We start from the raw sequence: 23,855 nt of genomic DNA, 5'->3' as shown, positions 1-23,855 counted from the left end.
GTAATGCGACAGTCATTCCTGAACCGCCTGCTAACGCTGGCGTTTATTGGCGTCTTCACCAGTGTTGCCGTGGCTGGCGAAACCAATTCCAGCGCCGGGGCCGGTGAACTGGCCTCCCTGCTGGAAAGCTACGAATCCTACCAGGCGGATTTTATCCAGATCGTGGTCAACGGAAACGGCAACAAGGTGCAGGAAACCCGCGGTTCCCTGAAAGCCAAGCGTCCGGGCCTGTTCTACTGGGAAACCAGTGCGCCACTTTCCCAATTTATCGTGAGCAACGGTGACACCGTTGAAGTCTACGATCCGGACCTGGAGCAGGTGACGATTTATAATCTGGACGACCGGGTGCAATCCACGCCGGCGCTGCTGCTCAGCGGTGAAGTGGATAACCTGGAAGAAACCTACCGGGTGTCCGGCCGCCGGATTGGTGACCATACCCGTGAGTTTACCCTGGAGCCACGAAGCCCGGATTCCCTGTTCATATCCCTGAGGCTGACCTTTTTCAAGGGGGAGTTGCAGGAAATGCGAATGCAGGACTCCCTGTCCCAGATCAGCATTCTGAGCTTTGACCGGATCAGGCTGAACGAGCCGGTTGAAGCCAGCGCCTTTACCCTCGAATACCCGGAGGGCGTTGATATTATCCGGGACGGGGCCTGATGCAGGACAGCCTGTTCACGGAAGCCGGGGGCTTCCGGCCTCTTGCTGCGAGAATGCGGCCGGCAACCCTCGACGACTATGTCGGGCAGGCCCACCTGGTCGGCCAGGGCAAGCCTCTCAGGCGTGCGGTGGAGCAGGGGCAACTCCACTCGATGATCCTCTGGGGGCCTCCCGGTGTTGGTAAAACCACCTTTGCCCAATTGCTGGCCAATGTCGGTGACCTGAGTTTCGAGACGGTTTCAGCCGTTCTGAGCGGCGTGAAAGAGATTCGCGCTGTCGTCGAGCGGGCCCGCAACCGAAAGCAGTCCCAGGGGCGGGACACTCTGTTGTTCGTGGACGAGGTCCACCGGTTCAACAAGAGCCAGCAGGATGCCTTCCTGCCGCACATCGAAGACGGCACTTTCATTTTTGTGGGTGCCACCACCGAAAACCCGTCCTTTGAGCTGAACAGCGCACTGCTGTCGCGCACACGTGTCTACGTACTCAGGAATCTCGGGGAAGAGGACATTCTCCGGCTGTTGCGACGTGCGCTGGTAGTCGGGGAGGGGTTTGGCGGCCGCCTGATGGTCGAAGACGACGTGTTAACCCTGATGGCTTCAGCCTCCGGCGGAGATGCGCGTCGTGCGCTGAATATTCTGGAAGTGGCTGCCGATCTTGCCGAGCCGGACGAGGCAGGAAACGACCGGATAACGGCGGATCAGCTTGAGCAGGTCATGCAGACCAGCCTGCGCCGGTTCGATAAAGGCGGTGATGTGTTCTACGATCAGATTTCCGCCCTGCATAAGTCGGTTCGCGGTTCCGACCCGGATGGCTCACTGTACTGGCTGTGCCGGATGCTGGATGGTGGCTGTGATCCGCTGTATGTGGCCCGGCGACTGGTTCGTATTGCCAGTGAAGACATCGGCAATGCCGACCCCCGCGCCTTGCAATTGAGCATGGAAGCCTGGGATGCGCTGGAGAGGCTCGGCTCACCGGAGGGTGAACTGGCTCTTGCCCAGGCCGTTACCTATCTGGCGCTGGCGCCCAAGAGTAATGCCGTCTACAAGGCCTTTAACCAGTGCATGGCAGACATAAGACAGGACCCGGACTACGAGGTGCCGGTTCACCTTCGGAACGCACCCACCAAGCTTCTGAAAAGCATGGGCCACGGTGATTCCTACCGGTATGCCCACGACGAACCCGAGGGGTTTGCAGCCGGGGAGTCCTACCTTCCAGAAGCCATCCATCAGCGCCGGTATTATCAGCCTGTCAATCGCGGCCTGGAAATCAAGCTGGCCGAGAAACGCCAGCGGCTTGATTCCCGCAACACTGAAAGTCCCCGTAAACGCTACCGCTGAGCCTTTCACTGCGGTAGCCACCAGCGCCAGTGCAGGTATAATGGCCAGTCAATCATTACATCGCTAACCGGAAGACTCAGGATAATCATGCTCGATCCCAAACGTGTCCGTACCCAGACAGAAGAGATCGCCCGTCGGCTGGCCATCAAGAATTTCGAATTCGATACCGCCACCTTCGAGCAGCTTGAGGAGCGCCGTCGTGCCCTGCAGGTACGCACGGAAACTCTGCAGAGCGAGCAGAACAAACGGTCCAGATCGATCGGCAAGGCCAAGGCCGCCGGTGAGGACATCCAGCCGTTGCTGGACGAAGTGGAAAACCTGAAGACGAAGAAATCCGGGGCGGAAGATGAGCTGCGCGCACTTCAGGAAGAGCTGAACGCTTTCCTGGCCGGCATTCCCAATCTTCCGGATGAAGACGTTCCCGCCGGCGAGAGCGAAGAGGATAACCTTGAGGTCCGTACCTGGGGCACTCCGAAGCACTTCGATTTCGAGCCCAAAGACCACGTCGCCCTGGGTGAGAGCCTGAACGGCCTCGACTTCGAGACCGCGACCCGTCTTGCCCATTCCCGGTTTGCAGTGATGCGTGGCCCTGTGGCCCGTCTTCATCGTGCTCTGGCCCAGTTCATGCTGGATCTGCACACCCGTGAGCACGGTTATCTGGAGACCTACGTTCCCTATCTGGTGAATGCCGATACGCTGTATGGAACCGGCCAGCTGCCGAAATTCGAGGAAGACCTTTTCAAGACAGAAGGGGAAAATCCACTTTACCTGATCCCGACCGCCGAAGTGCCGGCCACAAACCTGGTGTCTGACAGCATTCTGGACGCCAAAGAGCTGCCCCTGAAGATGGTCTGCCATACCCCGTGCTTCCGCAGCGAAGCCGGTTCCTACGGCCGTGACACCCGCGGCATGATCCGCCAGCACCAGTTCGATAAGGTAGAGCTCGTCCAGGTGGTGCGCCCCGAAGACTCCGAAGCCGCCCTGGAAACGCTGACCGGCCATGCCGAAAAGGTGCTTCAGTTGCTGGAGCTGCCTTATCGCGTCGTCGCGCTGTGTGGCGGCGATATGGGCTTTTCCGCCGCCAAGACCTATGATCTGGAAGTCTGGCTGCCGGGGCAGGACAAGTTCCGTGAGATCTCCTCCTGTTCCAACACCCGCGATTTTCAGGCACGGCGCATGCATGCACGTTGGCGAAACCCGGAAACCGGGAAGCCTGAACCTGTTCATACCCTGAACGGTTCCGGCCTTGCTGTTGGCCGTGCCCTTATTGCGGTTATGGAGAACTATCAGCAGGCCGATGGCAGCATTCTGGTTCCGGAAGTTCTGAAGCCGTACATGGGAGGCATTGACCAAATCCAATGAGTGATCAACCAGAAAGCGCACCAGGAACGGGCGTTGGTGCACGCCCTGCACCGGTCCGGTACAGGGTTAATCCGGTTACCTCGAATCCGAACACATCCGCAGGTGAGGTGGCCCTTGTCGGGGCCGGCCCTGGTGACCCTGAGCTGCTGACTCTCAAGGCCTGGCGGCTGATCACCTCGGCGGAGGTGGTACTCTACGACCGCCTGGTCTCACCGGAAATACTGGCTTTGATTCCCGAATCGGCAGAGATGATCCACGTCGGGAAGCAACGGGCCAACCACACCTTGCCCCAGGATCAGATTAACCAGCGTCTGGTGGATCTGGCCAGGCAGGGCCGCAAAGTGGTTCGCCTGAAGGGCGGTGATCCGTTCATTTTCGGCCGGGGTGGGGAAGAGATCGAAACCCTGGCGGAGGCGGGGGTGCGCTTCCAGGTAGTGCCGGGTATTACCGCGGCCTCCGGCTGCGCCGCCTATGCCGGCATACCACTGACCCATCGGGATCATGCCCAGTCGGTCCGGTTCGTTACCGGCCACCTCAAGAACGATACCTGCGACCTGCCCTGGAAGGACTTTGTCCAGAACAACCAGACTCTGGTGTTCTACATGGGTCTGGTGGGTCTGCCCATCATCTGCCGGCAGCTGATCGACCATGGTATGTCTGAAGACATGCCTGTGGCGCTGGTATCAAGGGGAACCACGAAAGAGCAGCGTGTGGTGACGGGCAATCTCTGCAACATTGTAGACAGGGTGGAGGCGGACGCGGTTCAGGCGCCGACCCTGGTGATTATCGGCCAGGTTGTGACGTTAAGGGACCGGCTGGACTGGGTAGGTGGTGTGACGGGGAGCTGAGGCTCCCCGTTCTGATACTGATGGCGCCTAGCCGATCTTGCGTTTCGGCAGCACATCCTTCAGCTTCTCGCGCATATCCCGGACAGCTTTCTCCGTGGTTGGCCAGTCAATACAGGCGTCGGTCACGGAGACGCCGTATTTCAGGTCGGCCAGATTGCCGGGAAGAGGCTGGTTGCCCCAGTTGATGTTGCTCTCAACCATCAGGCTCTGGATTGAGGAGTTACCCTCAAGAATCTGGTGGGTCACATCCTGCATAACCAGCGGCTGGATAGCCGGGTCCTTGCTGGAATTGGCGTGACTGCAATCGATCATCACGGACTTGCGCAGGCCGGCCTTGTCCAGTGCCTGCTCGCACAGGGCCACACTGACGGAATCGTAGTTGGGCTTGCCGCCACCGCCACGCAGAACAACGTGGCCATAGTTATTACCCCTGGTTCGGATGATGGCCACCTGGCCTTGCTGGTCAATGCCCAGGAAACTGTGGGGGTGTGAGACAGACTTCATGGCGTTGACCGCCACATCGAGGCTGCCATCGGTGCCGTTCTTGAAGCCGATCGCCATGGACAGGCCACTGCTCATTTCCCGGTGCGTCTGGGATTCCGTAGTACGTGCGCCGATGGCGGACCAGGCGATGGTGTCCTGGAGATACTGGGGGGAGATCGGATCGAGTGCCTCGGTGGCCGCCGGCAGTCCAAGCTCATTGATGTCCAGCAGCAAACGGCGGCCGATATGCAGCCCCTGCTCAATATCAAAAGTGTCGTTCAGGTGCGGATCGTTGATCAGGCCTTTCCAGCCAACGGTAGTACGGGGCTTTTCAAAATAGACGCGCATTACGATCAGCAGGGTGTCACTGACTTCGTCGGCCAGTTTCTTCAGTCGCGTGGCATAATCCCGGGCGGCTTCAACGTCGTGAATGGAGCAGGGGCCAACGACCACGAACAGCCGGTGGTCTTTGCCGTCCATAATGTCGTAGATAGCCTGGCGACCCTTGGATACGGTCTCAGCGGCCTTCTCGGAGAGTGGCATCTCCTTTTTCAGCGCTTCAGGAGTGATCAGTGTTTCCTGGCTCGCCACATTCAGATTCTCTAGCTTGTTGCCCGACATGTTGTTCTGTTTCCCCGATTCTGATCCTTGCAACCCTGATGTGCGATCGACGGTGCCGGCAGAGTTACAGATTGACGCGAATAACACCGGTGCAATGTTGCGGTAAACCCCGGCGAGTTGGTTATACTGCGTCATTTACAGGGTCTTTTCAACGCTTCTTAAGTACGGGGAACGGATGTCACGATACAGGCAGAGACCGCAGGATGTGCCTTCCCGACGGGCGGTTTCGGGCAAAATAGACGACGTCCTGGCCGGTATCCGGGTTCCTGATCTTCCGTACCCTGCCGGAAAGCTTGCACCGGATGCCATAAGCGACTGGCGCCCATTGCTGCTCTCCTGCTGGTCTGAACAACGGGATGAACGCGTTACCCAGGTTATCCGCTCCGTACACTTGGAGTGGTCGGCCCGCCAGATCAACGCTGCCTATGTTGCCGATCGCATCATGGATGTTTTCCTCAAAACCAGCGGCTTGCACCCGGGCCTCGCCCGCAGGATTGCACGGCTCAGGTTTTACTTCGCCTGGCGAATGAACCTTGATGGTAAAAAAACATTCAGCGAAACCCTGCTGGCGTGGCTGGACAGTTTGCAGGAGTGGCGTGGCTGGAACGATTCCGGAGGTCGTTCCGGCAAGGTTCTGCTTGATCAGCTTGATGCCCTTGTAATTGCCGTGTCGGCAAGTTTCGAATCCGGCAGCGTGGAATCCCTGGAAGCCTTTTGCCAACAGTGGCAGGAAGATGCGGCCAAACGAAATGCCCAGGCCGGAAAACTCAGGCAGCGGCTGCTGGAGACGGAGCACGGGGCGGCCAGACAACGCAAGGCAGACCAGGTTTCAAGGGCGCTGATCGGGCGCGCATTACAGGGGCGCCGGGTGCCTGTGTCCATCGTCCGGTTTATCCTGGATTACTGGCAGGGCCTGCTGAAACAGTCGGTATGGGATTCCGGCCTGGAGGGTGAAACCTTCCGGCACGCCAGCAAGCTCCTTGAATGGCTGGTCTGGATTGGCGACCCTTCGCTCTCGGATAAAGACCGGAACCGGCTCTATCATGTGGGGGAGCAAATCGGAGACCGGATTTTCGACGTCTGGGGCAGGGTGCACAACAGGCCCTTACCGGCAGATGCGCTGTCCGGCATTGAGGCCGTTATGGTGTCCCGGCTTCGGGGTGAGGTGCCGGACCTGGTTGATGCCCTTCCGGCGGCCGGCAGCTTTCAATGGGATCCGGCCTGGCTGGGGTTCGAAACGCCGCCGAAAGAAGCATTCGAATCCTTTGAGGGCCAGTGGTTTGTCGAAGGTGAAGGTTTGGGCGAGCAACGCCGCTTTTTCTATGCGTTTCTGGGCGAATCGGCAGAAATTCTCTGGACAAACGGTGCCGGCGTAAAATTGGGGCTTCAGCCCTGGGGTGACTTCCAGCAGGCTTTGGGTAAGCAGCAACTCCGGACACTGCCGACACTCACGACTTTTGGCAAGGTGCTTGCGGAGACCGTGGAGCTGTTGGCCCGCGTGTGTAACAAGCAACGCCGGCTACGGGAACAGGCCGCCGAGGCTGCCAGAGTGCGGGCGGAAGAACTCCGGCGCGAGAAAGAGGCTGCCCAGGAACGCCGCAGGGAGCTGGAGGCGGCAAGGGAAGCGGAACTTGAACGCCAACGGCAGGCAGTGGAAGAGCAGCGTATAGCTGACGAGAAGGCCGGGCAGGAACGAATCCGAATGGAGAAAACGCTTCTGGCCGAGAAGCAGGTCGACGGCATCAAACTGGGTGGCTGGATTGTCGTGCAGCCAGACGACGCTTCGGAAGAGCCGGCAAGGCTGAAACTGGCAGTACGAATCAACGCCTCCAGAAAACTGGTGTTTGTAGACCGGCTGGGACTCAACCGGCGCGAGTTTATTGAAGACGAGCTGGTAGGGGGTATTGTTGAGGGGCGGATCCGGGTTCTCGGAACTTCCGCAGAATTCGATGACACCCTCAGCAGGGTAGTTGGCCGTATCCGGGTAGGCCGAAATTGATCGCTGATGCAGGAATAACAACAATGACAGATAACGATTACAGCTTCGGAACGCAGCACGAACCCCGTATTGATCAGGATAACCGGGCGGATTACCGGCTGACTGCCCGGGCCCGGGCTATTCTGGCGCTCGAATCCGGTCCTCCGGGATCGTTGGAAGATGCCGGGCCTGCTGGCAAGGAACTGGTATGTGGTATTCGCGATATTTCAGCCGGCGGGCTTTGCCTGTTTTCTGCCGAGCCGGTCTCACTGGATGCACTGCTACCGGCGATGGTGTTTCTGGGCAATCACGACCAGCCCTTCCGGTTGATGGTGGAAGTGGTCTGGTGCCGGCCCCACGAGTCTGCCTTTTTGGTGGGGGTGCGGATTATCGAGTCCGACGAAACCGCATACATTGAGTGGGTGGAGGCGGTGGCCAGGGCCATGTCCGAGGGCTGACGGCGGGGCTGAGGGAGAGTGCAGCCAGTCAAGGTTACAATCCGTCAGACGAAAAAAGCCGGCATCAAGCCGGCCCTTTCGCTGATTCAGCGGGGAGGGAAAACCTATTCTTCCAGTTCGCCCATACCGGTGATGTTGAAACCGGCGTCGACGTACATGATCTCGCCGGTAACGCCACTGGCCATGTCCGATCCCAGAAACGCGGCGGCGTTACCCACTTCATCAATGGTTACATTGCGACGAAGCGGTGCGCGCCTGGCATTTTCAGCCAGCATTTTCCGGAAGCTCTTGATGCCGGAAGCGGCCAGAGTCTTGATCGGGCCCGCGGAAATGCCGTTCACGCGGATGCCATCCCGGCCGAGGCTGGCAGCCATGTAGCGAACGTTTGCTTCAAGGGATGCCTTGGCAAGGCCCATGACGTTGTAATTCTGCAGAACCTTTTCAGCCCCCAGGTAGCTCAGGGTGATCAGGGAGCTGCCTTCATGCATCATGCCGCGGGCGCCCTTGGCCAGGGCGACAAAACTGTAGGAGCTGATGTCGTGGGCGATTCGGAAGCCTTCGCGGGTGGTCACGTCAACATAGTTGCCATCAAGCTCGTGGCCCGGGGCATAGCCAACCGCGTGCACGATGATGTCGATGTTGTCCCAGTGTTTGCCGAGCTCCCTGAAGACATTTTCGATTTCGTCGTCGCTGGCGACATCGCAGGGGAAGGTCAGCTTGCTGCCCCATTGCTCCGCGAATTTTTCAACCCGTGGCTGCAGCTTTTCATTCTGGTAGGTAAACGCCAGTTCGGCGCCTTCCCGGGCGAAGGCCTCGGCAATGCCGTAAGCGATGGACAGTTTGCTGGCTACGCCAACGATCAGTGCTTTCTTGCCACTGAGGATTCCCATGGGTCGTTCTCCCTGTGTTCCTGATTTTGGTGCATTATCCCTGATGTGGTCTGGCCAGGGTAACGCTCAAATAGTCGTAGTTGTGTTCTGGTAAAAGAACGCGGCATTCAGCAGCTCGCGAGTATAGTCCGCGCGGGGTGAGCGGAAGATGTCGGCCGCGTTTCCGTATTCAACAATCCGGCCATGCTGCAGCACCAGCAGTTTATGGCTGAGGGCACGCACAACGGCCAGATCGTGGCTGATAAAGATATAGCTTAGACCATAACGGGCCTGGATATCCCGCAACAGCTCAATTACCTGCTTCTGGACGGTGCGGTCCAGGGCCGAGGTAGGTTCGTCGAGAATAATCAGATCCGGTTGCAGCACCAGCGCCCGGGCAATGGCAATCCGCTGGCGTTGGCCCCCGGAGAATTCATGGGGGTAGCGGTGCCGCGCCTCCGGATCCAGGCCAACATCGGTGAGCGCCCGGATCACTTTCCGGTCATGTTCACTGGCGTTTTCCCGATCATGAATTTCCAGGCCCTCACGGACAATTTCGGCAATCGACATCCTCGGGCTGAGGCTTCCAAACGGATCCTGGAACACGATCTGAACCCGGCGGCGCCAGGGGCGGAACTCTTTCTGGTTGAGAAACGCCAGTTCTTCTCCCGCCAGGCGGATGCTGCCGGTGCTGGCGGTGAGCTTGAGCAGGGCGTGACCAATGGTCGTTTTGCCACTGCCGCTTTCACCGACAATGCCGAGGGTTTCACCGCGGTTCAGTTCAAATCCGGCGCTCTGTACGGCATGAAACGACTCTTTTACCTTGCCAAACAGGGTTTTCCGGATAGCAAAGCGAACGTCCAGCTGGTCAACAGTAAGCAGTGCCTCGGCATTCTGCCCCAATGCCAACGGCGCTTCTGGTGGTTCCGCATCCAGAAGCTTTTTGGTGTAGGCATGCCGGGGGGACGAAAACAGGTCTATTGTATCTGCTTCCTCCACCAGTTTGCCGTGTTCCATCACCGCAACCCGATCCGCGTAGCGGTGCACGATGGACAGATCGTGGGTAATCAACAGAATCGCCATGCCCAGCTTTTTCTGTAGATCCCGGAGCAGCTCCAGCACCTGTTTTTGCACGGTTACGTCCAGCGCCGTCGTCGGTTCGTCCGCAATCAGAAGATCCGGCTCGTTGGCCAGGGCCATGGCAATCATCACCCGTTGTTTCTGGCCGCCGGACAACTGATGCGGGTAGGCGCCCAGTTTGCTTTCCGGGTTCTGGATACCGACGAGCTCCAGCAGCTCCAGAGAGCGCTCTCTGGCCCGGGGCCCTCGCATGCCTTTATGGAGTTCGAGTGCCTCTCCAATCTGCTTTTCCACCGTATGCAGCGGATTCAGGGAAGTCATCGGCTCCTGAAAGATCATTCCGATCTCCCGCCCGCGGATCTGGCGAATCCGTTTCACGTTAGCAGTAAGCAGGTTCTCACCCCGGTACAGGATTTTGCCGCCTGGATAACTGGCGTGCCGCTCATCCAGCAGCCGCAGTATCGAGAGCGCCGAGATGGATTTCCCGGAGCCACTTTCACCCACCAGCGCCAGCGTTTCGCCTTCATGAATGGCCAGTGACAGTGAATCGACCGCTGTCGGGCCCTGATCGAACCGGATAGAAAGATCGGAAATCTGAAGCAGGTGGTTCATATCAGCTCTTTCTCGGATCAAAGGCATCACGAACGGCTTCGCCGACAAACACCAGCAGGGTGAGCATCAGTGACAGGGACACGAACGCGGAAATCCCGAGCCAGGGTGCATGGAGATTGGCTTTGCCCTGGGCGATCAGTTCGCCGAGGGATGGCGAGCCCGAGGGCAGGCCAAAGCCCAGAAAATCCAGGGAGGTCAGACCGGTAATCGCCCCGGTCAGGATAAACGGTAAAAAGGTGAGGGTGGCCACCATGGCATTGGGCAGGATATGCCGGAACATGATCTTGCCGTTGTCCAGCCCCAGGGCCCGGGCAGCCTTCACATATTCGAAATTACGGGCCCGCAGGAACTCTGCACGTACCACATCCACCAGCCCCATCCAGCTGAAAAGCAGCATGATCCCAAGCAGCCACCAGAAATTTGGCTGAACAATACTGGAAAGAATGATTAACAGATACAGCACTGGCAGGCCGGACCAGATCTCAATAAAGCGCTGACCCAGCAGGTCGATTTTGCCACCGTAAAAGCCCTGAACGGCGCCGACAATGACTCCGACAATGCAACTGGCGATGGTCAGTGTCAGACCAAAGAGCACAGAAATCCGGAAGCCATAGATTACCCTGGCAGCGACATCCCGCCCCTGGTCATCGGTTCCCAGCCAGTTCTCCGCGCTGGGCGGCGCCGGTGAGGGGACCTCAAGATCGTAATTGATCGTGTTGTAACTGAACCGGATGGGTGGCCAGAGCATCCAGCCATTGGCCTTGATCTCGCCGGCAATAAAAGGGTCCCGGTAATTGGCCTCGGTAGGCAGGAAGCCGCCATACGTTTCCTCCGGCACCGATTCAACAACCGGAAAATAGAACTCTCCCTTGTAGGAAACAATGAGAGGGGAGTCGTTGGCGATCAGCTCAGCCACCAGGGAAAGGCCGAAGAGAGCGAGGAAAAGCCAGAGAGACCAGAACCCCCGTCGGTTGTTCCGGAAGTTTCTCAGTCGTCTTTGCTGAACAGGTGTCAGAGACCGGAAGCTCACGCACCCTCCCGGCTTTCAAAGTCGATTCGCGGGTCCACCAGTACGTAGGTGATGTCGCTGATCAGTTTCAGTATCAGGCCCATCAGTGTGAATATGTACAGGGTACCGAAAATCACCGGATAGTCCCGGTTCAGGGCGGCTTCGAAGCCCAGGAGCCCCAGACCATCCAGGGAAAAAATGACTTCGATAAGTAGCGAGCCCGTGAAGAACAGGGCAACAAGCACACCGGGCAGGCTGGCGATAACGATCAGCATGGCGTTACGGAACACGTGCCCGTATAGCACTTCTTTTTCACCAAGCCCCTTGGCCCGGGCAGTCACCACATACTGTTTTCCGATTTCATCAAGGAAGGAGTTTTTGGTGAGCAAAGTCAGCGTGGCGAAACCACCGATAACGTTAGCCGTAACCGGCAGTGCCAGATGCCAGAAGTAATCACCGACCTTCTGGTACCAGGCCAGCTCCTCGAAATTCGAGGACGTGAGGCCCCGCAGGGGGAACCAGTCGAAATAGCTGCCGCCGGCAAACAGGACAATCAGCAGGATGGCGAACAGGAAACCCGGAATGGCATAGCCGACCACGATGGCCGAGCTGGTCCATACATCGAACCGGGAGCCGTCGCTGACGGCCTTGCGGATGCCCAGGGGAATGGAAATGAAATAGATAATCAGGGTTGACCAGAGGCCGAGGGATATGGACACGGGTATTTTGTCCAGGATCAGATCGATAACACTTCTTTCCCGAAAGAAGGAGTCTCCGAAGTTGAAAGTGGCGTAATCTCCAAGCATCTTGAAAAAGCGCTCGTGGGCCGGCTTGTCGAAGCCGTACATCACTTCGATTTCTTTCAGAAGCTCATCGGGGATGCCACGGGAGCTGCGGCTGTCGCCGGAGGAGTCCGCTACCTCACCGCCGCTGCCACCGCCGGACGCTCTGGCCAGGGCGCTGCCGCCGTGGCCTTCCATTTCCGCAATGAGCTGCTCAATCGGGCCGCCCGGCGCGGCCTGCACGATGACAAAATTGAGCAGCATGATCCCGATCAGCGTGGGGATGATCAGCGCCAGACGCCTGAGTATGTAGATGCCCATTTATCGGCGGATTCCTCAGGGCTTCGCCCACCAGTTGTTCAGATCAACGCCGTTTTTCGGGGTCTCTGCGGGACGCTGGAGGAAATTCCAGTAGGCCACCCGGTCCCGGGTCAGGTGCCAGTGAGGAATCACGTAATGGCCGTTCAGCAGGACCCGGTCAAGGGCCCTTACACGATGTACCAGCTCTTCCCGGTCTGGTGCCTGAATGACCATATTGACCAGCTCGTCGACAACGGGATCACTCACGCCCATGTAATTCCTGGATCCCTTCGCGTCTACCGTTGAGGAATGCCAGTACTCCCGCTGCTCGTTACCCGGTGAGTCAGACTGACCGAAGACCTGGGTGATCATGTCGTAATCGAACTCACGGAGACGCTGAATGTACTGGTTGCTGTCCACCAGGCGAACAGTTACATCAATACCAAGGCGGGCAAGATTGTTCTTGAAGGGCAGGACAACCCGTTCAAAGCTTTTCTGGAACAACAGGATCTCGAAAGCCAGTGGTTCTCCGGTTTTGCCATGTGCCATCTTGCCGTCCCGGATTTCATACCCCGCTTTCCTGAGAAGCTCCAGCGCGGTTTTCAGGTTCTGCCGCAAGCCAGACTGACCGTCTGTCTCTGGTGGTGTGTATTCTTCGGTAAAGACATCGTCATCGAGCTGATCCCGGAAAGGTTCCAGTATTTCCAGTTCCCGGCCCTGTGGAAGGCCTGTCGATGCCAGTTCACTGTTTTCGAAATAGCTGTCCGTGCGGGAGTACTGGCCGAAGAACAGGTTTTTGTTGGTCCACTCAAAGTCGAATCCATAGGCAAGGGCTTCACGGACCAAAGGGTCGGAAAACACGTCTCTGCGGGTATTGAAGGCAAAACCCTGCATGCCGGTCGGGCGATGATGCTCAATGGCCTCTTTTACGATCGTGCCGTTTTCGAATTTTTCACCGGTATAGGCGGTGGCCCAGTTCTTGGCGGAGGACTCGAGGCGGAAGTCAAAGCTGCCGGCCTTGAAGCCCTCCAGGGCGACGGTGTCGTCGGTATAGTAGTCGTAGGTAATCTGGTCGAAGTTGAACCGGCCTTTGCGTACACCCAGGTCCCGGGCCCAGTAGTTATCCATCCTCTGATAGGTGATCGAGCGCCCGGCCTCAAAGCTGCCGATGCGGTAAGGGCCACTGCCAACCGGCGGAGTAAGGCCGTTCTCTCCAAACTCCCGGTCTTCCCAGTAATGGGCCGGAAGTATCGGCATCTGCCCCAGAATCAGTGGCAGTTCCCGGTTACTGGTGCCGCTGAAATCAAAGCGGACACGGTGGGAGCCTTCAATGGTGACCTTGCTGACATCCGCGTAATAGTTTCTGAAAAAGGGGTGGCCCTTGGTGGTAAGGGTCTCAAAGGAAAACTTCACATCTTTGGCGGTGATCGGTTCGCCATCCTGAAATCTTGCCTGTTCCCGGAGGTTGAACACCACGTAACTGCGGTCTTCCGGTGTTTCCAGGGATTCCGCAATCAGGCCATAGGCTGAAAACGGCTCATCATCGGAGGATTCCAGGAGGGTGTCGTAAAGGTAGGTGCTGATGCCCGCAGCGGCCACGCCCCGGATATCGAAGGGGTTGAAGGAATCAAACCCGTTGGCAACCACGGCCATCTTCAGGGTACCGCCTTTAGGCGCTTTTGCATTCACATAGTCGAAGTGGCTGAATCCGGCCGGGTATTTCGGCTCGCCGTGCATGGCGATGCCATGCTTCGGTTCAGCCGTTCCAGCGGCAGAAACCGGGGAGAAAACGGGTATGGCGACGAACGCCAGTACGGAAAAGAGTGACGTAAGGGTTGAGGCTTTCCGTGTTCTTGTCATGAGTCTCGCGCGTCAGGGACTGTTTCGGATATCAACGTAGAGTACCAGACTTTGTCCGGGTTGCAGATAACGTGACATCTTCAGGTCGTTCCAGCTTGCGATGTCCTGCACATTCACGGAAAAACGGCTGGCAATACGGGCCAGGGAGTCGCCTTTGCGGACACGGTAGCCCACCTTCCGAACCATCGCCTCGCCTCGTGCGCTGTTGGCTGCCAATACCGTCGGTTGGCTGGTCTTCGACCAGATAACCAGCTCCTTGCCGGGCATCAGGGGGTCTCCCGGTGCCATGCCGTTCCAGGCTGCAACCTCGCGAACTGACACCCGGTGCTCCCGGGCAATGTCCCAGAAGGTATCGCCCTTGCGAACAGTGTACCGAATCTTGCTGCCGTCCCGCTCCCGGGACTGTTTGCGGTTAAGGCGCTGGGAAGCACTGAGTACATAGGCGTCACTGCCCTTGGAGGCAGAGGGAATAAGCAGGCGTTGGCCAATCCGGATCAGGTCACTGTTCAGGTTATTGACCTGCTGAAGCACCGACGGTGTGGTCGAAAAGTTGCGGGAGATGGAGTTCAGGCTATCGCCGGATTTCACCACATAATTGCGCCAGGAAACCCGGTTTTTGGCCGGTATCTGCGCCAGTGCCGACCGGAAGGTTTCCGCATTTTCAACCGGCACCAGCAAACGGTGCGGGCCTTCAGGAGTGGTTGCCCAGCGGTTGTAAGAAGGGTTGAGCAGGTAGATTTCATCAATGTCCACGCCGGCCATTTCCGCCGCCTGCGCAAGATCCAGTTGGGATCCGGTTTCGACGATCTCGAAATAGGGTTCGTCCTTCAGCGCGGGCAGTTCAATGCCATAGGCCTCGGGATCGTCAAAGATCTTTGCCAGCGCGATCAGTTTCGGTACATAGTGGCGGGTTTCCCGCGGCAACTGAAGTGACCAGAAATCGGTGGGTCTGTTGCTGTTGCGATTACGGCGCATGGCGCTGGACACCGTGCCGCCACCGCTGTTATAGGCGGCCAGCGCCAGCGTATGGTCGCCATCGAACCGGTTTGCCAGCCGTTCAAGATAGGTAAGAGCCGCATCGGTGGCAGCCACAACGTCGCGCCGTTCATCGTGCCACCAGCTCTGTCTCAGACCGAAATGTTTCCCGGTTGAGGGAATGAACTGCCAGAGGCCGGCTGCGCGACCATGGGAGTAGGCGAAGGGATCGAAGGCGCTTTCCACAACGGGTAAAAGGGCGTATTCCGCTGGAAGCCCGCGCTTTTCCGTCTGGTTCAGAATGTAATACAGGTAACGGCTTCCCCGCTCGACCACCCGGTCGATGTAGCCCGGGTGACTCGCATACCAGTTCAGTTGGTCACGAACACGCTCGTTGTCCACGTCATGATTCAGGACAAACCCGGAACGGAGTTTTGCCCAAAGATCTTTCTCAACAACTGCCGCCTCAGGGGATTCCTGGACAGGATTATCGAGCTTGTCACGGGCATCCCTCGCCGCAGCCTTGAGCTCGGGCGCTATGGCTTCATCCAGCGGCTCATTACGGGCAGCATCTCGGTTCTCTCCGGATACAACGGACTGTTTAAGGCCGTCGTCGCCCGCTGCTACAGTGACTTTTTCGGAGTTCAGGGGATTATCCTGAGCCTGTCCATCCAGAATACTGCACCCGCTGACGAGGGCTCCGGTGAGAAACAAAAACGACAATTGTCTGACCGACATAAGAGACATCCGGTTCCAGGTTGAAGCCGGGTCCCACGTCTGAAAATCCGGCATATTGAATAATTTACGGTCACAAAGTTGCAACGATTCTATGGGACCGCTTTTCAAGGGGTCAAGAAACCTCTCGTTACGTCGATGAGAGGATTTGTTAATCGCGTATACCCCGGCGTCAGAAGTTGTCCTTGCCATGTCGGATGGCGGCAAATATGGCGTTGTCCGAATCGGCCGGCAGCCCCTGCCTGGTACAGTAGGACCGGGCGGCATCGACCACCGCAGGATCGTCCCAGCGCAGAAACGGGTTGAGGCGCTTTTCATCTGCCAGAACTGAAGGCACTGTCGCTTTGCCGGCGTCCCGCGCCGTCCGGCACTGTTCCTCAAAATCTTTCAATGCGTCGTCCTGGGGTAGCCAGCTACGGGCGAAGCGAAGGTTCGCCAGGGTGTATTCATGAGCGCAATAGACGGCGGTCTTTCCGGGCAAAGCCCGAAGGGTCTGCAGGGATTGGCGCATCTGCTCCGGCGAGCCCTCAAACAAACGACCACAACCGCATACAAACAGGGTGTCGCCGCAGAACAGAACCGGCCGGCCTGCAACCTCCACATCGGAAAAGTAGGCAATGTGATCGAGGGTATGGCCCGGAACACCGAGGACCTGGAAGGTAATGTCTTCCCAGATCACCTCATCTCCCGGGTGCACCTTGTTGGTGCTGCCCTGGAACGGAGAGTCCGCCGGACCGGTCACCCGGCAGTCAGGAAAGGCGGATCGGAGTTCCTTAACGCCTCCCACATGGTCCGGATGGTGATGGGTGACCAGAATGGTGTCCAGAGTCAGATGCTGTTCAGCCAGGTGGTCCAGAACCGGTTGCGCCTGCCCGGGGTCCACGATCAGGGCTTTGCCATTGGGGGTGTCAGACAGACACCAGATATAGTTGTCACTGAACGCAGGTATCGCGGAGATGGTCAGCATAGGGCCCCACATGTGCTTATCGAATGTGACTGATATGATAGAGCATTAAATACAAGGCCCCAACCACGGGTTCGGCCTTCACGGAGTGGCGCAACGGTGAGTGATTCCGACGCAGTTGATTTTTCGGCCAGGCATGAAAGTTTCGAGCGCTGGTTCCAGACCCCCCTGGGAAGGGCGCTGCTCGCCGATCAGCGGCGATTTGTCGATGCGGAGTTGCAGCACCTGACCGGGGCGAGGCAGCTTCAGGTTGGCGTGAGCCACCGGCTTCCTCTGGCCACCGGCACCGATTTTGCCCAGCGAATCATGACAACCCCCCGGTGGAATCCTCAGATACCCGATGGCGTTGCCATTTGTGACGCCGACGAGCTGGCATTTCCCGGTGATTCCATGGATCTGGTGGTGCTGCATCACACCGCGGATTTTTCACCCTATCCTCACCAGGTTATCCGGGAGGCCGCGCGGGTGCTCAGGGGGGAGGGCACCATGGCCCTGATCGGTTTCAATCCCCTCAGTCTCTGGGGTGTGCGGAAACTCATATCCCGGAGCAATGAGGGTCCCTGGGGCGGTCGTTTCCTTCTGCGGGGGCGCATGGAAGACTGGCTTCGCCTGCTGGGCTTCAACGTTGAGGCATCTGTTACGCGTTTTTTCAGATCACCGTTCCAAAGAAGTGGCCGGAAGGCCGTCAGCCGGATTGACAATCGGCTATCCGGGAACAGGTTCCTGCCAGTGGGTGCCTATTACTGTATCCTTGCCAAGAAGCGCGTGCATGCCCGGCTTCCCAGGCGACCTGTCTGGCGCCAGAGCAAGGCGATCAGCCTGCCAGGCACCGGAGCGGTCGGTGCCTCAAGGGGGTGCCGGCGAAACAGAACACCGGTGCACAGAGCGGAATGACACATCGATTGACTGATTCAGGAGAGTGAATGGCTGGCAAGGTAATCCTTTACACCGATGGTGCCTGTAAGGGCAATCCGGGCCCTGGAGGCTGGGGCGTTGTATTGCGTTACGGCGACAGCCGAAAAACGCTGCACGGCGGCGAGGCCGGGACCACCAACAACCGAATGGAGCTTATGGCCGCTATCCGGGGGCTGGCAGCTCTCAAGCGCCCCTGTGAGGTGGAGCTGTTCACTGACTCGCAGTATGTCCGCAAAGGCATCACTGAATGGATGGCCGGGTGGAAGCGCAACGGCTGGAAAACGTCTGCCAAAAAGCCGGTAAAGAACGAAGATCTCTGGCGTGAGCTGGACGCCGAAGTGGCAAGACACACCGTTAACTGGCACTGGGTCAAGGGGCATTCCGGCGTTCCTGACAACGAACTGGCGGACGAGCTCGCCAACCGCGGGGTTGAAGAGCTCGCCAATGCTTGATTCCCCGATGAACAGACTGCAGATAACCGGGTACAGGTAATGAGACAGATTGTACTGGATACAGAAACCACGGGCATCGACCCGGCAGAAGGCCACCGGATCATCGAGATTGGCTGTGTTGAATTAATGGAGCGCCAGCTCACAGGGCGCAACTACCATGTATACATTAATCCGGAGCGTGAGGTTGAGGCCGAAGCCATCACCATTCACGGCATTACCAACGAATTTCTTGTCGACAAGCCAAAGTTTGCCGAAATTGCCGACGAGTTCTTCGGGTTTATCAAGGGGGCCGAGCTGGTCATCCATAATGCCGCGTTTGATGTGGGCTTCATGGATGCCGAATTCGCACGCCTGAAACCGGTGCGAAAAACCGCTGATCATTGTGGCGTTGTGGATTCCCTTGCCATTGCCCGGGCACGGCATCCGGGCCAGAAAAACAACCTGGATGCCCTGTGCAAGCGTTACGGTGTTGATAACAGTAACCGGGAGCTTCACGGAGCGTTGCTGGACGCCGAGATCCTGGCCGATGTCTATTTGCTGCTGACGGGCGGCCAGACCGCCCTGTCTCTGGATGCCAGCGCGGATAATGGCGGCGGTGCCAGCGGTATCCGCAGACTGTCGTCAGACAGGGGACCGCTGCCCGTGGTCCGGGCTTCCGAAGCGGAAAGTAACGCCCACAAAGAATTCATGTCCCTCCTTGAAAAACAGGCCGGCGAAACCGTGTGGGGCAAACTCCGGAGCACGGAATGAGAACTGGGTCAGCCTGTACCAAATGTTACATTCCGCCTTTCTTGAGCTACTTGAGTTTTATGTTATAAGTAATGATAAGTTCGCCAGTTTTTTGCGAACTTTCTTTGGCCGGAAAAGGGTTCGACCGGCTCACAACAAAAAGGCCTGGTCCGCCATTGCCGGGCCAATGTCCACCAAAGAGGATGCGGTAGTCTCCGCAAAGTTAACGGGAAGCGTTTATGGTTCAGTCGTCTCTCGCGACGAAATCGCAGTCGTTTGATCTGGTCAAGAGTGAAATAGAACAGACCATCAAGCAGGCAGAATCCAGCCTTGAACGCTTTCAGGAAAACCGCGAAAGGGGTGAGGATCTCCAGAATTGTGTTGATTTCATCAATCAGCTTCGGGGCATTTTCATTCTCGTGGAGTTGCGGGGCGGCACCCTGCTTTGCCAGGAAGCGGTGACCATGGCCAACGACGTACCCGTTGGCGCCAATGATGATAAAAACATCCTCCTGACCACACTGAACAGCGCACTGTTTATCCTTCGCCGTTACGTGGAGTACTACCACCAGCAACGGGAAGATCATCCCGAACTTCTTTTGCCGGTTATCAACGATCTCCGGGAAGCCCGCAGGGAAAAACCCTATCCCGAATCCTGTTTTTTTGATGTTGACGTCAAGGAGCGGCCGGATTTCTGTGCCGGTTTTTCCGTTCAGTCTTTCGAGGGTGACGAGGCCGGGTACGAAATACTGGCCCGGCGCATGCGTCTTACTTTCCAGGTTGCACTTCTGGGAATGCTCCGTGAGCGTAACGATGCGGTGAACAAAAAACTGATCGGCCGCGCGGCGCGAGGTTTCGCCCGTCTATGCCGGGGCGCACCCATGGGCCAGATGTGGTGTCTGGTGGGTATTGTGGCTGAGACCATGCTTGATCGGGCCATGATGATTACCAAAGCCCGCAAGCGCATGTTCATGCGGATTGAAAAGTACGCCCGGGAAGTGGTTTATGTCGGCAAGATAGCAACAACCAAGGACGCACCGGATTCGCTGATCCGTGATCTGGTCTATCTGCTTTACCGGAGCGGTTCCGCCAATCCGGAAGTCATCCAGGTTCTTTCTGCCTACCATCTCGCTCCGGCCGACTACTCGGATGCCATGCTCGAAGCCCATGCCCGTCGCCTGTATGGCCCGGGCACCGACGTGCTCAAATCCCTGTCGGAAGCCCTGCAGGATGAACTGAACCAGCTTAAAGACAAACTGGACATCATCGAGCGCGGAATTGAGCCAGATCTTGCGGAGCTGTCTTCCATTGCGGACGCGCTGGAGCGCCTGGCCAACACCCTGGTTATGCTTGATCTGAATAAGCTGGCGGCTGTTTCAAGAGAGGAGGCCGGCAAACTGCGTGGCTGGGAAGAAGAATCCCGCCTGCCGGGTGACGACGAACTCTATCGCCTTGCCGACTCGGTTCTCGGTATCGAAGACGCAGTCATGCAGATTGTAACCCGTGGTATTACCTCGGAGACCGATGCTCTGGCCAGCGGCGAAAGAAAGCGGGAAGAGTCCGTGTATCTGAGGGAAGCCCTTTACGTGGTTGCCGATGAAGCCCGCAGTGCCCTGACCCTGGCAAAACGGGCGATAACCGCCTTTATTGAATCCGACTACGACAAACTCCACCTCGCCAACCTGCCGGCAACACTCCACAGCATCTGGGGCGGTTTACAAATGGTGAACGACCCCGCCTCTGCCAGTGTTCTTGAGCGGGTTGCAGCGTCAATTCAGGAGCGCCTGCTGGATGCCAAAGAGGCCCCGGCCGAACAGGTGCTGGAGGCACTGGCGGATGCCCTGACGTCCCTGGAATACTACATAGAAAGCATCGGCAAGAGCGAAGACCACAACCTTGACCTGCTTAAACTCGCTGAATCGTCGCTGGACGATGTAGGGCTTTGAGCAGGCGAGGGCAGCGGTCCGGTTCTGAGGCCAGTAATTGATTCCGGGCATAAAAAAACCCGCGCAAAACGCAGGTTTTTCTGATTGCTCAGTCAGGGCAGTCAGCCCATCTTGAACAGCTCGCCCAGCTTGGTTGCCAGCATCATGTCGCCCTCGGCGCGCAGCTGGCCGGCCATGAACGCCTGCATGCCGTCAGTTTCCCCGGAAACAATGCCCTGCAGGGTTTCGGAGTTCATGATCAGGGTAACGGACGGGTCGTCATGGGCGCCCTCGTGCATCTTGCAGGTGCCATCGGTGATGACCAGGTGGTAGGTTTTGTCGTCTTCGATGTCGAACTGGAAAACCAGGTCCAGGCCCTGCGCTGCGTCTGCGTTGAAATTCTGTTCGAGCTTTTCAAATACCTGAGCTACAGACATTGTTTTACCCTTTTTGATGGTTGTCTTGTCTTGTCATGACGGCGGCTTGATGTCCCTGGCTTTACGAGCCTTTTCGGGTGCCTGGGTGGAGCCGGCCTCGCAATCCGACTTTATGGCGAGTGGTCGGTTCTGTCAAGGTCGATCGAACGCTTGTTTTAATTTTTTTGCTCTCCTTATCACCGCAAATTCGGTAAGTTACACTCTTGCCTTTGCACACTCAGTTGGAGAAGCACTTTGGAGTTCCTGACAGAATACGGTTTGTTTTTGGCCAAGATCGTAACCTTGGTAGTGGCGGCGCTGGTCGTGATCTCTGTCATCATGTCGGCAGCCCAGAAGGACCGGGGCGATCATGAGGGCGAGGGAGAGCTCAAAATCCGGAAACTCAATGAAAAATACCGCAAATTGCGGGAGGTCATTCAGGCCAGGCTGATGTCTGACCACGAACGCAAGGCGTTCGAAAAGGCCCGGAAGAAAGAACAGAAAGCCGAGAAAAAAGCTGCCAAGGTGAAAAAGCAGGAGAATGATGCCAAGGAAGAGAGCCGCGGGCGCGTCTACGTGCTTGATTTTGACGGCGACATCAAAGCCAGCGACACTGATCCTCTGCGCAGGGCCATCACTGCCGTACTGAGCGTAGCCGACCCGGAAAAGGACGAAGTCGTCATTCGCCTTGAGAGCGGTGGCGGGCTGGTTCACTCCTACGGTCTTGCCGCCGCTCAGCTGGATCGTATCCGCACCAAAGGTGTCCGCCTGACCGCCTGTGTCGACAAGGTCGCGGCCAGTGGCGGTTACATGATGGCCTGTGTTGCAGACAAAATCGTTGCGTCACCCTTTGCCATTCTGGGGTCTATCGGTGTTGTTGCCCAGCTTCCCAATTTCCATCGCTTCCTCCAGAAAAACAATGTCGATTTCGAAGTTCTGACAGCTGGCGAGCACAAGCGGACCATGACGATTTTTGGTGAGAACACCGATAAAGGCCGCCAGAAATTCCTCGAAGATCTTGAAGATACCCATGTTCTGTTCAAGGAATATGTCAGCGAACGTCGGCCGGAACTGGATATCACCGCCGTGGCCAACGGCGATATCTGGTTTGGAAAGCGGGCACTGGAGGTGAAACTGATCGATGAGATCAAGACCTCCGACGAATATCTCATTGAAGCCTGCGACAGGGCAGATGTAGTCTCAGTGGCCTATCAGCGCAAACGGACGCTCCCGGAAAAACTCGGGTTGGCCACCAGTACAGCGCTTGAACACACCGTCTGGAAAATACTGAGCGCGTTTCGCAACCAGAAAATCCAGTAGCCTACAGAAAGCGGGGAACAATCATGACAAACAACACCGAATTCAAAGCATGGCGCGTTGAAGAACAGGGTGGAGAATACGTCGGGGCAGAAAAAACCCTCAGTACCTCAGACCTTCCAGAAGGTGACGTACTCATCCGGGTTGCTCACTCTTCTCTGAATTATAAGGATGCACTGTCGGCTTCCGGTAACAAAGGGGTTACCCGTTCCTTCCCTCACACCCCCGGCATTGACGCCGCCGGCGAGGTTGTGGAGTCGGCCACCGGCACCCCATCAACGGGCAGCCCGGTTATTGTCACCGGTTACGATCTGGGCATGAACACCGATGGCGGTTTTGGCGAATATATCCGTGTACCCGCTGGCTGGTGCGTGCCCATGCCTTCCGGCTGGAATGCCAGAACCGCCATGATCTATGGCACCGCCGGTCTTACCGCCGGCCTCTGCGTTCAGAAACTCCTGACCATGGGCGCGAAACCCGAACAGGGAAAAGTCGCCGTTTCCGGTGCCTCCGGCGCAGTTGGTTCCGTCGCCGTTGAACTGCTCTCGAAACTCGGGTTCGATGTCGTCGCCATCAGCGGCAAAGCCGACCACGCCGACGACCTCAAAGCCCTGGGCGCCAAAGAAGTCGTGGGCCGCGAAACCCTGGCCGAAGAAAAGAAACCCATGGTTAAACCAGTCTTCGCCAACGCGGTAGACACCGTCGGCGGCGGCCCACTGGCCGAACTGCTCAAACAGATCCTGCCCGGTGGCTCCGTTTCATGCTGCGGCCTCGTTGCAGGACCTGGGCTGCAGACAACCGTGCTGCCGTTCATCCTGCGTGGCGTCAACCTGCTGGGTGTGGATTCGGTTGAAATCCCGCTGGCGGAGAAAGAAGCGGTCTGGAAGAAGTTCGCGGGTGAATGGGCCTGCCCGAAGACTGAAGCTTCGGCCCGTGATATCGGGCGAGGTGAGCTGGATAGGGCGTTGAAGGCGTTCTTGAAGGGTGAGTCTTCCGGGAAGATTGTTCTTGATCACTCGAAGTAAGAAGCAAGATTGAGGAAGAGGCTTCCTGGTTTGTCGGATTACGGCTTCGCCTGATCCGACCTGCAGGTACCGGGAAAGCCAGGAAAAAGAATTCCCTGGAACCAACCGAGTAGCTGGTCGAGTAGCTGATATAGTAGAGAGGGAAC

21 protein-coding genes are annotated in these 23,855 nt (G+C 57.6%); 12 read left to right on the top strand and 9 right to left on the bottom strand.

Going from position 1 to position 23,855, the window contains the following annotated elements:
• Window positions 1-3 precede the first annotated feature (3 nt).
• The 4 genes from lolA to cobA all read left to right on the top strand — a co-directional run bounded on the left by lolA (window position 4) and on the right by cobA (window position 4,204).
• A complete protein-coding gene (gene lolA, locus D0851_RS02595; RefSeq protein WP_117617220.1) occupies window positions 4-657 on the top strand; it encodes an outer membrane lipoprotein chaperone LolA in 654 nt (217 codons plus the stop codon).
• A complete protein-coding gene (locus tag D0851_RS02590) occupies window positions 657-1,994 on the top strand; it encodes a replication-associated recombination protein A (protein ID WP_117617219.1) in 1,338 nt (445 codons plus the stop codon). The genes lolA and D0851_RS02590 overlap by 1 nt, the downstream gene beginning before the upstream one ends.
• 87 nt (window positions 1,995-2,081) lie before the next feature.
• The gene (gene serS / locus D0851_RS02585; RefSeq protein WP_117617218.1) at window positions 2,082-3,356 is read left to right on the top strand and encodes a serine--tRNA ligase; all 1,275 of its coding nucleotides are present in this window, start codon (window positions 2,082-2,084) and stop codon (window positions 3,354-3,356) included.
• Entirely contained in the window at window positions 3,353-4,204 is an 852-nt protein-coding gene (cobA, locus tag D0851_RS02580) for a uroporphyrinogen-III C-methyltransferase (protein ID WP_117617217.1), read from the top strand. Before serS ends, cobA begins: the two co-directional genes overlap by 4 nt.
• 27 nt (window positions 4,205-4,231) lie before the next feature.
• On the opposite strand, the gene D0851_RS02575 is transcribed toward cobA, so the two are convergent.
• A complete protein-coding gene (locus D0851_RS02575; RefSeq protein ID WP_117617216.1) occupies window positions 4,232-5,308 on the bottom strand; it encodes a 3-deoxy-7-phosphoheptulonate synthase in 1,077 nt (358 codons plus the stop codon).
• 175 nt (window positions 5,309-5,483) lie between these two features.
• Here D0851_RS02575 and D0851_RS02570 point away from each other — a divergent pair, with 175 nt between their 5' ends.
• Window positions 5,484-7,307: a DUF1631 family protein gene (locus D0851_RS02570; protein ID WP_117617215.1), complete on the top strand. Its 1,824-nt coding sequence runs from the start codon at window positions 5,484-5,486 to the stop codon at window positions 7,305-7,307.
• A 23-nt stretch (window positions 7,308-7,330) separates the two neighbouring features.
• Window positions 7,331-7,744, top strand: coding sequence for a PilZ domain-containing protein (locus D0851_RS02565; protein WP_117617214.1), 414 nt, complete (start codon window positions 7,331-7,333; stop codon window positions 7,742-7,744).
• 104 nt (window positions 7,745-7,848) lie between these two features.
• Here D0851_RS02565 and D0851_RS02560 read toward each other — a convergent pair whose 3' ends face one another.
• The 7 genes from D0851_RS02560 to gloB all read right to left on the bottom strand — a co-directional run bounded on the left by D0851_RS02560 (window position 7,849) and on the right by gloB (window position 16,933).
• Window positions 7,849-8,634 (bottom strand): enoyl-ACP reductase, encoded by a 786-nt coding sequence (locus D0851_RS02560; protein WP_117617213.1) that lies wholly within the window; start codon window positions 8,632-8,634, stop codon window positions 7,849-7,851.
• Window positions 8,635-8,700: 66 nt separating this feature from the next.
• The gene (locus D0851_RS02555) at window positions 8,701-10,305 is read right to left on the bottom strand and encodes an ABC transporter ATP-binding protein (RefSeq protein WP_117617212.1); all 1,605 of its coding nucleotides are present in this window, start codon (window positions 10,303-10,305) and stop codon (window positions 8,701-8,703) included.
• A 1-nt stretch (window position 10,306) separates the two neighbouring features.
• Window positions 10,307-11,335 (bottom strand): ABC transporter permease, encoded by a 1,029-nt coding sequence (locus D0851_RS02550; RefSeq protein ID WP_117617211.1) that lies wholly within the window; start codon window positions 11,333-11,335, stop codon window positions 10,307-10,309.
• Entirely contained in the window at window positions 11,332-12,417 is a 1,086-nt protein-coding gene (locus D0851_RS02545; RefSeq protein WP_117617210.1) for a microcin C ABC transporter permease YejB, read from the bottom strand. Before D0851_RS02545 ends, D0851_RS02550 begins: the two co-directional genes overlap by 4 nt.
• Before the next feature lie 15 nt (window positions 12,418-12,432).
• The gene (locus tag D0851_RS02540; protein WP_117617209.1) at window positions 12,433-14,256 is read right to left on the bottom strand and encodes an extracellular solute-binding protein; all 1,824 of its coding nucleotides are present in this window, start codon (window positions 14,254-14,256) and stop codon (window positions 12,433-12,435) included.
• A 12-nt stretch (window positions 14,257-14,268) separates the two neighbouring features.
• Window positions 14,269-15,969 carry a LysM peptidoglycan-binding domain-containing protein gene (locus D0851_RS02535; protein WP_117617208.1) on the bottom strand — a complete coding sequence of 567 codons (1,701 nt, stop codon included), beginning with the start codon at window positions 15,967-15,969 and terminating at the stop codon, window positions 14,269-14,271.
• 169 nt (window positions 15,970-16,138) lie between these two features.
• The gene (gene gloB, locus D0851_RS02530; RefSeq protein WP_117617207.1) at window positions 16,139-16,933 is read right to left on the bottom strand and encodes a hydroxyacylglutathione hydrolase; all 795 of its coding nucleotides are present in this window, start codon (window positions 16,931-16,933) and stop codon (window positions 16,139-16,141) included.
• A gap of 96 nt (window positions 16,934-17,029) precedes the next feature.
• Between gloB and D0851_RS02525 the strand changes: the two genes are divergently transcribed.
• The 4 genes from D0851_RS02525 to D0851_RS02510 all read left to right on the top strand — a co-directional run bounded on the left by D0851_RS02525 (window position 17,030) and on the right by D0851_RS02510 (window position 20,972).
• Window positions 17,030-17,824, top strand: coding sequence for a class I SAM-dependent methyltransferase (locus D0851_RS02525; protein ID WP_117617206.1), 795 nt, complete (start codon window positions 17,030-17,032; stop codon window positions 17,822-17,824).
• Between the two features lie 29 nt (window positions 17,825-17,853).
• The gene (gene rnhA / locus D0851_RS02520) at window positions 17,854-18,297 is read left to right on the top strand and encodes a ribonuclease HI (protein ID WP_117617205.1); all 444 of its coding nucleotides are present in this window, start codon (window positions 17,854-17,856) and stop codon (window positions 18,295-18,297) included.
• A 39-nt stretch (window positions 18,298-18,336) separates the two neighbouring features.
• The gene (gene dnaQ, locus D0851_RS02515) at window positions 18,337-19,047 is read left to right on the top strand and encodes a DNA polymerase III subunit epsilon (protein WP_117617204.1); all 711 of its coding nucleotides are present in this window, start codon (window positions 18,337-18,339) and stop codon (window positions 19,045-19,047) included.
• Between the two features lie 218 nt (window positions 19,048-19,265).
• Window positions 19,266-20,972, top strand: a complete 1,707-nt coding sequence (locus tag D0851_RS02510; RefSeq protein WP_117617203.1) for a chemotaxis protein — start codon at window positions 19,266-19,268, stop codon at window positions 20,970-20,972.
• 101 nt (window positions 20,973-21,073) lie between these two features.
• Here D0851_RS02510 and D0851_RS02505 read toward each other — a convergent pair whose 3' ends face one another.
• Window positions 21,074-21,388 carry an SCP2 sterol-binding domain-containing protein gene (locus tag D0851_RS02505; protein ID WP_117617202.1) on the bottom strand — a complete coding sequence of 105 codons (315 nt, stop codon included), beginning with the start codon at window positions 21,386-21,388 and terminating at the stop codon, window positions 21,074-21,076.
• 234 nt (window positions 21,389-21,622) lie between these two features.
• Between D0851_RS02505 and sohB the strand changes: the two genes are divergently transcribed.
• Window positions 21,623-22,687 (top strand): protease SohB, encoded by a 1,065-nt coding sequence (gene sohB / locus D0851_RS02500; protein ID WP_117617201.1) that lies wholly within the window; start codon window positions 21,623-21,625, stop codon window positions 22,685-22,687.
• A gap of 23 nt (window positions 22,688-22,710) precedes the next feature.
• Window positions 22,711-23,709: a YhdH/YhfP family quinone oxidoreductase gene (locus D0851_RS02495; protein WP_117617200.1), complete on the top strand. Its 999-nt coding sequence runs from the start codon at window positions 22,711-22,713 to the stop codon at window positions 23,707-23,709.
• Window positions 23,710-23,855 lie beyond the last annotated feature (146 nt).

Origin of the sequence: Marinobacter sp. Arc7-DN-1 (assembly GCF_003441595.1) — a bacterium.
Taxonomy (GTDB): domain Bacteria; phylum Pseudomonadota; class Gammaproteobacteria; order Pseudomonadales; family Oleiphilaceae; genus Marinobacter; species Marinobacter metalliresistant.
The sequence above is the reverse complement of the archived record's forward strand: the minus strand, read 5'-3'. Positions and strand labels throughout refer to the sequence as shown.